This is a genomic window from Actinomycetota bacterium (assembly GCA_018334075.1).
In the GTDB taxonomy this organism is placed as follows: Bacteria; Actinomycetota; Coriobacteriia; order Anaerosomatales; family UBA912; genus JAGXSC01.
The window spans coordinates 23,002-33,535 of the sequence record JAGXSC010000001.1 but is presented as its reverse complement, the minus strand read 5'-3'; the positions used below and the strand labels follow the sequence as shown (position 1 = coordinate 33,535).

The 10,534-nt window shown below is 60.3% G+C and carries 11 protein-coding genes and 1 other annotated feature; all 11 genes read left to right on the top strand.

The annotated features are described in order from the left end of the window. On the top strand, positions 1-275 hold a 275-nt coding region (locus tag KGZ89_00175; GenBank protein MBS3973289.1), incomplete at its 5' end, for a hypothetical protein. Positions 276-596: 321 nt separating this feature from the next. Further along, positions 597-1,109, top strand: coding sequence for a hypothetical protein (locus KGZ89_00170; GenBank protein ID MBS3973288.1), 513 nt, complete (start codon positions 597-599; stop codon positions 1,107-1,109). 2 nt (positions 1,110-1,111) lie between these two features. Then, positions 1,112-1,912, top strand: a complete 801-nt coding sequence (locus KGZ89_00165) for a hypothetical protein (GenBank protein ID MBS3973287.1) — start codon at positions 1,112-1,114, stop codon at positions 1,910-1,912. 47 nt (positions 1,913-1,959) lie between these two features. Further along, positions 1,960-2,115, top strand: a complete 156-nt coding sequence (locus tag KGZ89_00160; GenBank protein ID MBS3973286.1) for a hypothetical protein — start codon at positions 1,960-1,962, stop codon at positions 2,113-2,115. Positions 2,116-2,203: 88 nt separating this feature from the next. After that, positions 2,204-2,385: a binding site (T-box leader), on the top strand. Between the two features lie 85 nt (positions 2,386-2,470). Beyond that, entirely contained in the window at positions 2,471-3,973 is a 1,503-nt protein-coding gene (trpE, locus tag KGZ89_00155; protein MBS3973285.1) for an anthranilate synthase component I, read from the top strand. Continuing rightward, positions 3,970-5,625 carry an anthranilate phosphoribosyltransferase gene (gene trpD / locus KGZ89_00150; protein ID MBS3973284.1) on the top strand — a complete coding sequence of 552 codons (1,656 nt, stop codon included), beginning with the start codon at positions 3,970-3,972 and terminating at the stop codon, positions 5,623-5,625. The genes trpE and trpD overlap by 4 nt, the downstream gene beginning before the upstream one ends. Beyond that, positions 5,622-6,452: an indole-3-glycerol-phosphate synthase gene (locus KGZ89_00145; protein ID MBS3973283.1), complete on the top strand. Its 831-nt coding sequence runs from the start codon at positions 5,622-5,624 to the stop codon at positions 6,450-6,452. The genes trpD and KGZ89_00145 overlap by 4 nt, the downstream gene beginning before the upstream one ends. Next, positions 6,446-7,771 (top strand): TrpB-like pyridoxal phosphate-dependent enzyme, encoded by a 1,326-nt coding sequence (locus KGZ89_00140; protein MBS3973282.1) that lies wholly within the window; start codon positions 6,446-6,448, stop codon positions 7,769-7,771. The genes KGZ89_00145 and KGZ89_00140 overlap by 7 nt, the downstream gene beginning before the upstream one ends. A gap of 53 nt (positions 7,772-7,824) precedes the next feature. Then, complete coding sequence (locus KGZ89_00135; protein ID MBS3973281.1) at positions 7,825-8,466, top strand: phosphoribosylanthranilate isomerase; 642 nt, start codon at positions 7,825-7,827, stop codon at positions 8,464-8,466. Further along, complete coding sequence (gene trpB, locus KGZ89_00130; protein MBS3973280.1) at positions 8,463-9,695, top strand: tryptophan synthase subunit beta; 1,233 nt, start codon at positions 8,463-8,465, stop codon at positions 9,693-9,695. The genes KGZ89_00135 and trpB overlap by 4 nt, the downstream gene beginning before the upstream one ends. Beyond that, complete coding sequence (gene trpA, locus KGZ89_00125; protein MBS3973279.1) at positions 9,688-10,500, top strand: tryptophan synthase subunit alpha; 813 nt, start codon at positions 9,688-9,690, stop codon at positions 10,498-10,500. The genes trpB and trpA overlap by 8 nt, the downstream gene beginning before the upstream one ends. Positions 10,501-10,534 lie beyond the last annotated feature (34 nt).

Below are 10,534 nucleotides of genomic sequence, written 5' to 3'. Positions count from 1 at the left end.
TGTGGGGCGGCGCGTGGTCGGTCAAAGGCGCGAGCGACATGGCGCGTATCAGAGCAGCGGTCTTTTCGGGAGAAGCCCTGCCGGTGCCGCAGAGGGAGCAGACGTTTAAGCTGAAGGACAGGCGCCGTCGCGAGGCGATCGCAAATAAGCGCCGCTACGCATTCAGCTATGAAATGGTATATTCGGACGGAAAGGGATACGAACCACCGGCGGGGCATCTGATGCCTTTTTCGACGCGTCAGCAGTTTCTGGCGATGTTCGGTCCTTGGAACTGAGAGTAGACCCCCCGAATTCTTACGCGCTCGCCATTTGACCGCCTCTTGACGTCGAGTCCAGAATCGTCCAGAATAGGAGGAGGCGCTCCTACGCCAAGGAGGAGTTGAGGTGAGTAAGAAGATCGCACTCATGCTTGTGGTATTCATGACGGCGTCGCTGGCAGCCCCGGTCGCATATGCAACACAGTATTCGCCGCCGTGGGGCATCTCAACACCATTCCAATGGGGTACCAGCTGACTTGGGGTGAGGGCTGGTTGGATCAATCGGGTTACAACTGCTATTCGAGCACCACTCTCAGTGCATATGCGTGGTACACCAACATGAAGGACGACGCACTGTGCATCTCGGTCTCACACGGAGCGCCAGGGGTCATAGTCGCAAACGACAGCTCGAAGATCTTGGGCAAGGGCGGCTCGAACACAAGCACGCTATGGTACATCAAGAACATGTCTTCCACCGATATTGCAGATCTACTGCTGTTCATGCCGATAGGTTGTTCGACCGGCGTCACGCATTCGACATACGGCAATCTGCTCGGTGAGGCTCGCGGCAAAGGGGCGGACATCGCGATCGGGTGGGAAGAAACCCTGTATGACGACGGGCCTCCGTTGTTCGGCATGGGGTTTTGCCGTGCGGTGCGTTACACCAGTTACCCAGTGGATTCCCCGCCGGGCCGCAATTCTGGAGAGGATAACGACTGCATGCAGTATGCGTTCGACTACATGTGGGCGAACAGCGAGTCAACCCCGATGCGCAAGGCGGCCATGTACAGCTGGGTAACACAAGGCCAGTATGGTCAAGTCTTGCGGCCGGCGCGATACGGAAGCTGGTGAGAATGATGATGTTCAGGACACGAACACTGGTCGCTGCGGCAGTGGTTGCGACGACTGCCGTGGTCGCCGGTGCCGTCTGGGCCGGAGCAGTGAGTCTGAGCGAGGTTCCTAGTGCGCAGGAGCTGGCCGTCGACGCCGTGAAGCGTATGCCGGAGGTGGGGTCTGTGCAGTCAGTTGAGGAAATAGTGGCGCCCAATGGTCGCGCTCAGCAGCTTGAGGTGCGCACCGACCGCGGCACCATCCTCTGGCTTGACCAGGTAGGCCGCACGATTGGATCATCCGGTGCTGTTGCCCGCGCGCAGCGCGAACTCCCGCTGTCTCTCGAATCCGCGCGTGCTGAAGCGACGGAATTCGTAGCGTCGCAGTATCCGGACCTTGGCCAACTTGGTAGCCCAGTCGCAATCAAGGTGTCTGAGGATGCCTACATCTTCGCATGGGATGAGAGATCCGACGAAGGCATCCGCCTAGGGCGAAGTGCGTCAGTACGGGTGAATCTGAAGAGTGGCAGCCTGCGTGGGTACTCGGCCAAGTATGACCGGCCGCAAGTTTCGAGCATGGTTCCCGTCGTCGATGAGCGCAAAGTCAGGTCAATCTTCGCCAGTGATCCAGATCACAGGCTTGACACGATCAAGGCGGTCACGCTTGAAGTCAGGGAGGACTCGAAAGGAGCCGGGCGGCTCGTTTGGTGCGTGGACTATCGGGTTGGCCTCACGTACCCGGACGGCAAGGTCGTCGAGTCGACCGGCATGGTGCAGTTCTTCGACGCGTTGACAGGAAGTGACATTACCGCCGAGCTCTACTGAGGCTACGAGCGGATCAAGCGCCGTGACGTTAGCCAGAGCAGGTGTATATGGCACGCCTCAATGACTCGATTGCTGTTGCCGAAATCGCGGTCGGCATGGCTGCGACTATCGCCAACATGGAGGCGCTGGTTAGTGCCGCTCGGACCCTAGTTGCGGCTGGAAGCTTCGGCCCCGATGGGGACTGGGCCATAGCAGCTGAATAGAGTCAGCCGGAGTCGCTTCGAAGCGCGTCCACCACACCACACTTCTACGCAACCGCCACCGACTATGCTATACTCCCCCGCAATCGAATATTAGCCTTTGACGGGGAGTAGTACTCCGGAAGCGAAGCAAAGAGAGTCAGCGGGTGGTGTAAGCTGACGTGAGTCTCCGGCAGGAATGGACCCCAGAGGCACGTATTTTTAGAAGAGTGGCCTTGCGAAATTTTGCAGGGCAACAAGGGTGGCACCGCGAGATGACCTCTCGTCCCTTGGGGACGGGAGGTTTTGTGCTTTCAGGCTCTCGATCCCGAAGTGATGTGGCATGGAGTGAAACGGGATCATAAGGGAGCGTCTGGAGATGTTGGTACCGGAAAAAGAAGAGTTTGTCCGGCTGGCGGCCGACAACGACATCGTTCCGGTTGCTCGCGAGATATATGCCGACCTCGTAACGCCAATCTCGGCGTTCATGGCTCTTTCGGAAGGCGCCGAGTACGCGTTCTTGCTGGAAAGCGTCGAGGGTGGCGAGCGTCTCGGCCGCTACAGCTTTCTGGGGCTTGGTGACAGGGAGGTCATCACCGTCTATGGCAACCAAGTCGTTCTGGAAAATGGCGGTGTATCGGGAGAGCTTGCGGACGACCCCCTGAGGACGGTGTCTCGGCGAATACAGGCTGGAACAGTTGCTCGTGTGCCGGGACTCCCGTTGTTTGTCGGAGGCGCGGTGGGCTATGTCGGCTATGAGGCCGCGTCCGGCTTCGATAAAGTTCCTCGGCATGCGAAAGACGAACTCGGCCTTCCGGACATGGCGTTTATGGTCGCCGATGTGGTGGTTGCCTTCGATCATGTCCGGCGCGTCATTCAGATAATCGTTCCGGTGCGCCCAGGAGGCGCGCCCGAGGCCGCTTACGAAGCCGCCCAAAACAGGATCGACCGCTGCTTGAGCCAGATCGAGAAAGGGCCGCAAAGCGCGGGACTCGGCGAGGCGGGGGTCACGGCTGAAGTGCCGCTCGAAGCCCATACGGCCCGCGATGACTTCATCGCCGCTGTCATGACCGCCAAAGAGCATATCGCCGCGGGCGATATCTTCCAGGTTGTCCTCTCCCAGCGCTTCAGCGCGACTTACGAGGGGGACGGCTTCGATCTTTACCGTGTCCTGCGAACGGTCAATCCAAGCCCATACATGTTTTACCTGCGCACCCGCGAGGTCACCTTGGTTGGATCAAGCCCGGAGCCGCTTGTTCGTGTGGAGGGCGACCAAGTGCTCACTCGGCCTTTGGCGGGCACGCGCCCGAGAGGGAGCGATTTCGCCGAGGACCAACGCCTTTGTGCGGAGCTGCTGGCCGACCAGAAGGAGCGGGCCGAGCATGTGATGCTTGTCGATCTCGGCCGCAATGATCTTGGACGGGTAAGCGAGGCGGGCAGCGTCAAGGTGGACTCGTTGATGGAGGTGGAGCACTACAGTCACGTGATGCATATCGTCAGCAACGTCACTGGTACTCTCGCCGAGGGCAAGGACGCGATCGACGCGTTGAAGGCGACCTTTCCCGCCGGTACCGTGAGCGGCGCGCCGAAGATACGCGCGATGGAGATCATCGCTGATCTCGAGCCCGCGGCAAGGGGCCCTTACGCTGGGACGCTTGGCTATATCGGGCTCGACGGCACGATGGACATGTGTATTACCATACGCACATTTGTGCTGGCCAAGGGGCGTGTTTTTTTACAGTCCGGGGCGGGTATTGTGGCCGACAGCGACCCGCTGCGCGAGCACGAAGAGTGCCTTCACAAGATTCAGGCGCTTCACAAGGCACTTGAGCTGGCCAGAGGCATGTACGACCGGGCGAGCGGCAGCGGGTCGCCAAGATGATTTTGCTCATCGACAACTACGATTCATTCACATACAACCTGGCGCAGCTGCTTGCCGTCCTCGGCGCTGAAGTAAGGGTCGAGCGTAACGATGCGCTGACCGCCGAAGAGGCCCTGGCGCTCAAGCCGTCCGGCATCGTTGTTTCGCCTGGCCCGGGAGGCCCGAAAGACGCCGGCATATCGTGTGAGGTCGTCCGATTGGCCGCCGCTTCAGGAGTGCCGCTGTTGGGGATTTGCCTGGGCCACCAATGTATCGCCGAGGTCTTTGGGGGCAAAGTGATCCGTGCGCCCCATCCGGTGCATGGCAAGACCGGCGAGATATATCACGACGGGACAGGGCTGTTCGCGGGCGTGGAAAGCCCCTTTGTCGCAACCCGGTATCACTCGCTTTGTGTGGACGACGAATGCATTCCAGGCGCTCTGGAGGTAACCGCTCGTTCCTCGGAAAAGATCGTGATGGGACTGGCGCATCGTGAATTGCCGCACTTCGGCTTTCAATTTCACCCCGAGAGTATCCTTACCGCCGCCGGCGGGAAGCTGCTCGCAAATTTCCTGAAGCTCACCGGCGAGATCTCAAAGGAAGAGACAGACGGACAAGGTCGCTCATCGGCGGGAGCGAGTGGTGTGCCCGCCGCGATCGCAAAAGTGAGCGAAGGCGTTTCCTTGACCGAAGGGCAAGCACGTCTTGTCATGAAGGCCATCATGAACGGCGAGGTTACCTCGGCGCAGATCTCGGCGCTCGCGATCGGTTTGCGGATGAAGGGTGAGACGGTCGATGAGATCGTGGGGCTTGCCGGCGCGATGCGCGAGGAGGCGACGCCGGTGCGGCCGGCCTCCGGTGATTTTATTGATCTTTGCGGAACCGGTGGTGACGGGCTTTCCACCTTCAACATCTCTACCTGCGCGGCATTTGTCGTCGCGGGCGCGGGCGTTCCTGTCGCCAAGCACGGCAACAGAGCGGTGAGCAGCGCGACGGGCAGCGCCGATGTTCTCGAGGCGCTTGGGGTGGATGTGTCCATCGACGCCCGCTCAATGGCGCAGTGCATCGACGAGTGCGGTGTGGGATTCCTCTTCGCTCCCACGCTACACGCGGGGATGCACCATGCGGCCGCGGCGCGCCGCGAAATAGGCGTTCGCACCGTTTTCAACCTGCTGGGACCCCTGACGAATCCCGCCGGGGCTTCTCGGCAGTTGATCGGTGTATACGACGCGAAACTGCTGCCTGTGATCGCGGAGGCGGCCGGCCGGCTCGGGGCAAGACGGGTACTTGTCGTCAATGGGCATCCGGGAATGGACGAGGTTTCGGCCAGCGGCGCCACAAAGATCGCCGAGTTCGATTCGAGCACCGAGGGTGTGCGTTTGTACGAGGTCGCGCCCGAGCAATTTGGCGTTTCGCGCGGAACGATTGAGGCGATCGCGGGTGGCGACGCGGTAAAAAATGCCGAGATAGTGCGGGCGGTTCTTTCCGGAGAGCGTGGGCCCAGGCGTGATGTGGTGCTGGCTAACGCCGCGGTCGCGCTCTATGCAGCTGGCAAGGCCACTGATTTTGCCGCAGGGGCGGCGATGGCTTCCGATTCGATCGACTCAGGCAGTGCCGAAGCGGCCCTTCAATCGCTTGCTGCGGTGTCTTCACGGCTGGGAGGCCGGCGATGAGTGATTACTTGAAGGACATGATGGCGCGACGCCGGAAGCGGATCGCCGAGGAGTACGGGGTGCTTACGCATGCCGAGCGCAGGCGCTTAGCCGCTACCGAAAGACCCGCTCGCGACTTCGAGGCGGCGCTACTGAGTCGCGAAGACGTTGCGGTCATCGCCGAGGTCAAGAAGCGCTCACCCGCAGCCGGTCCCATCGCCCCGCAGCTTGATGCGGGCAAGCAGGCGTTGCGATATCAGGCCGGAGGGGCGGCGGCCGTAAGCGTGCTGACAGAACCGGAGGACTTCGGTGGAGCCTTCTCGGATCTGCGCGATGTGTCCGCCGCAGTTGAGCTTCCCATCTTGTGTAAAGACTTCGTAGTCGATCCCGTTCAACTCTTCGTCGCCCGCGCCAACGGCGCCCACGCCGTGCTTCTTATGGTCAGCGTGCTCGGAAGTGAGCTTGTCGAGTACCTCAATCTTGCGTTGACATTGGAAATGACGCCGATTGTGGAAGTGATAGACGAGCCTGAGCTTGACGGCGCGCTTGCCGCCGGAGCAAACACGGTGCTCGTCAATAGCCGCGACCTGCGAACTCTGATTATCGACAAGAACCGCGCACACAGGGTGACAAAGATAGCCGCCGGAAGCGGAGCCAAGGTTATCTCGGCAAGCGGAATCGAATCGCGCGAGGATGTCGTGGCCGCAGCGAAGGCCGGCGCACACGGGGTGTTGGTGGGCGAGGCTTTGATGCGCTTGCCCTGCCCAATAGATCTGCTAAAGCAATTGACCGGAGTATTGAGGTTGGAAGGGAGAGTCAAGTGTCCGACAAAACGAGGTTCATGCTAGACGAAAAGGACATGCCTTTGGCGTGGTATAACGTGCTTCCTGATCTTCCCAAGCCACTGGATCCGCCGCTGGATCGTGACGGGAATCCCATGGGGCCCGAACAGCTAGCCGTGATCTTTCCCATGGAGTGCATCAAGCAGGAAGTCTCACAGGAACGATATATCGACATCCCCGGCGCGGTGTTGGATGTATATAAAACATACAGGCCCTCGCCGCTGTTGCGGGCGCGCCAGCTTGAGCGCAATCTTGGGCTGCCCGACGGCGTCAAGATCTTCTACAAGTACGAAGGCGTGTCGCCCGCTGGAAGCCACAAGCCAAATACGGCGATTCCGCAGGCGTACTACAACAAGGCCGAGAAGATCACGAAGATCGCCACCGAGACCGGCGCGGGCCAATGGGGCAGCGCGCTGTCGATAGCGGGAGCGTTCTTCGGCATAGAGGTCGAGGTTTTCATGGTCAAGGTCTCGTACGAGCAAAAGCCGTATCGCAGGATATTGATGGAGACGTACGGAGCGACCGTTCATGCGAGTCCGTCAAAGCTCACCGCGGCCGGCCGCCACGTGCTGGACCTCGATCCGGAGTCGACAGGGTCTCTCGGCATCGCCATTTCCGAAGCGGTGGAAGTCGCCGCGACGAGGCCAGACACACACTACGCGCTAGGCTCGGTACTAAACCATGTCTGCCTGCATCAGACTGTGATCGGCCTTGAGGCGATCGAGCAGATGAAGATGGCGCAGGCGGAGCCCGACGTGGTCATTGGATGCGCGGGCGGAGGCTCCAACTTCATGGGCATCGCCGCTCCATATTACTTCCGCCGAAAGGAAGGCAAGAGCTCCACGCGTCTCGTTGCGGTTGAGCCAAAGGCATGCCCCACATTGACGGCGGGTGAATACCGCTACGACTTCGGCGATGAGGCCAAAATGACTCCGCAGATGGTCATGTATACACTGGGACACGATTTTGTGCCCGCGGGTATTCATGCCGGAGGGCTTCGCTATCACGGTGACTCACCGACGCTCTCGCAGTTGGTACATGAGCGGGAGGTAGAGGCTGTAGCCGTTCACCAGGTCGCGAGTTTTGATGCGGCGGCTCTGTTCGCGCGTGCCGAAGGGATATTGCCCGCGCCTGAAAGCAGCCACGCCATTCGTGCGGCCATCGACGAGGCGCTTGCCGCCAAGGAAGCCGGAGAAGACAAGACCGTGCTGTTTTGCCTGTCCGGACACGGACACTTCGATCTTGCCGCTTACGAGGCTTACAACTCTAAGGCGTTGGTGGACTACGATTTCGCGGCAGGTACGATGTTGCCCTCGGAGGAGTAAGCGAGGGTAGCCGGGACGTCACCGCGGGTACGGGAAGGGCGATTGCGATTTTTATGCGCACTCGAATCAAGATTTGCGGGTTGACCAAGGCGCAGGATGCGCGCTGGGCGGTCGACGCGGGCGCTGACGCACTCGGCGTGATTTTGCACGCGGACTCTCCCAGGCAAGTTGGGCTCGATGCCGCCGAGAAGATATTCTCGGCGGTGCCGCCTTTTGTCGCGCGGGTCGGCGTGTTCGTTGACGCGCCCGAGCGAGTTGTGCGGCTTGCGGTAGACCGCCTGAGGCTGGATTGCGTGCAATTTCACGGCGAGGAGCGCCCGGAAATTTGCGCCACCGCGCCTGCTCGCGTGATAAAGGCGTTTCGCGTGGGACCGGACTTTAGCGCCGCCACAGTCGAGCCATATCTGGAGGCTGTCGACGCGATGCTGCTGGACTCGTTCGATCCGCACAGACACGGCGGCACAGGCGTTGTGTTTCCCTGGCGCATCGCCGATGGGTTGTCGGAGAGGTTCGCGCTGGTTTTATCCGGAGGGCTGAATCCAATAAATGTCCGGGACGCCATCTTGACGGCGAAACCCTTCGCTGTTGATGTTTGTTCTGGCGTGGAGTCGTCCATCGGAGTCAAAGACCGTGACACCATCGGAGATTTTTGCGAAGCTGTAAGAAGAGCGGATGTGGAAAGGGCGAAAAGATGAGCAAGTTTTTTCCCAATGCCGATGAGGTCTATTCGGCGCCGGACGCACTGGGGTTTTTCGGAGCTTATGGCGGTGCGTATGTGCCGGAGACCGTTCTTCCGGCGCTGCACGAACTCACCGACGCCTACAAGGCCGCGTGTGAGGATCCGCTTTTCGAAGAAAGGCTCGACGAACTCAGGTGTGATTATATCGGCAGGGTCACGCCCCTTTACTCGGCGAAGAATCTCGCAAGCTCCGTTGGACTCGGCGAGGTTTTACTCAAGCGTGAGGACCTCTGCCATACCGGCGCGCACAAGATCAACAACACCATTGGGCAGTGCCTTCTCGCGACGCGCATGGGCAAACGTCGTGTGATCGCCGAGACCGGCGCCGGACAGCATGGCGTCGCCACCGCCACCGCCGCCGCGTTGTTCGGGTTGGAGTGCGTTGTGTTTATGGGCGAGGAAGATATTCGCCGCCAGGCACTAAACGTCTACAAGATGAAGCTTCTTGGCGCTGAAGTCGTGCCCGTGACAGACGGCGCCGGTACTCTCGCCGACGCCGTGACCGCGGCCTTGCGTCACTGGGTGGAGCGCGTTCAGGACACCTTCTATGTCCTGGGGTCGGCCCTGGGCCCCCATCCATACCCGATGATGGTTCGCGATTTTCAAAGTGTAATAGGGCTGGAAATCATCGATCAACTAAACGGTAGGGGTATTTACGAAGTTGACGCCGTCGTGGCTTGTATCGGCGGCGGAAGCAATGCCGTTGGGACGTTTTTCCCATTTGTTCTCAGCCGCTCGCTCATGGGGACACCGCTGCTTATTGGAGCCGAAGCGGCGGGCGAAGGGCTTGCAAGCGGCAAGACGGGGGCGGCGATCACGCTTGGGCAGCCAGGGGTGATGCACGGGTTTCACAGCTACCTTTTGCAGGATGAGCGAGGAAATCCGCTTGAGGCATACTCGATCTCCGCCGGGCTCGACTATCCCGGGGTAGGTCCGGAACACGCGGCCTGGCACGACGCCGGTATCGTTCGCTATGAAGCGGCCACGGATGAAGAAGCGCTCGACGCCTTTGCGCTTTTGTGTCGAACGGAGGGCATAATGCCCGCGCTCGAGTCCTCCCACGCCCTTGCGCTGCTTCCCCGCCTGGCCGAGGAGTTGGGTCCAAACGCGCGCGTCGTACTCACTTTGAGCGGCCGTGGAGATAAGGATATCGATATCATCAAAGAGGCGAGGGCGGGTGAATAGCGGGGAACCCGGAGAGCCCTTCTCCATCGAGAGCGCTTTTGGCAAGGGACGTCCCGCGCTGATCGTGTACTTGATGGCCGGCTATCCTGACCGGCAAGGCTCGCTGGAGGCGCTTTTTGCGGCTGCTCGCGCCGGCGCCGACATCATCGAACTGGGGGTACCCTACGCTGATGCTCTGGCCGATGGACCCGTGATCGCGAACGCCGCTTCAGTCGCGATGAGCGCCGCACCGGAAGGATTCGGACTTGCCGAGACGATCGAGCTGGCCGCCGAGTTCATCTCGGCGCAGGCTTCGAGAAAAGCCCGCTTTGTGCCGGTGTTGCTTATGACCTACTTCAATCCACTGCTGAGGATGGGATATCGGCGTGCTGCGCTTCAGATGCGAGAAGCCAAAGTCAGCGGGGTGATCGTTCCCGATATGCCGGTAGAGATGGCGCAGCCCTGGTTGCGCGAAGCTGGCGAGCTGTCGACGGTGTTTATGGTCGCGCCTACTTCGACGCCCGAGCGGATGCGTAAAGCAGCCGAGCACTCGGTAGGCTTTGTTTATGCCGTATCGACAACAGGAGTTACCGGAGAACGTGATAAACTGCCTGCTGACATGGGTTATATGGTTTCTAGCATGAGGGCATTCACCTCGCTACCGATAGCGCTCGGGTTCGGGATCGCCACACCGGAGCACGTCGTCCAGGCTGCCCGTATCGCCGATGGGGTAATTGTTGGATCGGCGTGTGTCCGTCGGCAGCACGATCCCGAGGCGCTGGAGGCGTTCGTAGGTGAATTGGCCGACGCCTTGAAAACGGAGTGACATTGGACATTTTCCAGGAAATCGCACTCATTCT

Coding starts and splice junctions, on each gene's coding strand:
- KGZ89_00170 (MBS3973288.1), top strand. CDS start 597: ATGAAGGACGACGCACTGTGCATCTCGGTCTCACACGGAGCGCCAGGG.
- trpE (MBS3973285.1), top strand. CDS start 2,471: ATGTTGGTACCGGAAAAAGAAGAGTTTGTCCGGCTGGCGGCCGACAAC.
- KGZ89_00145 (MBS3973283.1), top strand. CDS start 5,622: ATGAGTGATTACTTGAAGGACATGATGGCGCGACGCCGGAAGCGGATC.
- trpD (MBS3973284.1), top strand. CDS start 3,970: ATGATTTTGCTCATCGACAACTACGATTCATTCACATACAACCTGGCG.
- KGZ89_00135 (MBS3973281.1), top strand. CDS start 7,825: ATGCGCACTCGAATCAAGATTTGCGGGTTGACCAAGGCGCAGGATGCG.
- KGZ89_00140 (MBS3973282.1), top strand. CDS start 6,446: ATGCTAGACGAAAAGGACATGCCTTTGGCGTGGTATAACGTGCTTCCT.
- trpB (MBS3973280.1), top strand. CDS start 8,463: ATGAGCAAGTTTTTTCCCAATGCCGATGAGGTCTATTCGGCGCCGGAC.
- KGZ89_00160 (MBS3973286.1), top strand. CDS start 1,960: ATGGCACGCCTCAATGACTCGATTGCTGTTGCCGAAATCGCGGTCGGC.
- KGZ89_00165 (MBS3973287.1), top strand. CDS start 1,112: ATGATGATGTTCAGGACACGAACACTGGTCGCTGCGGCAGTGGTTGCG.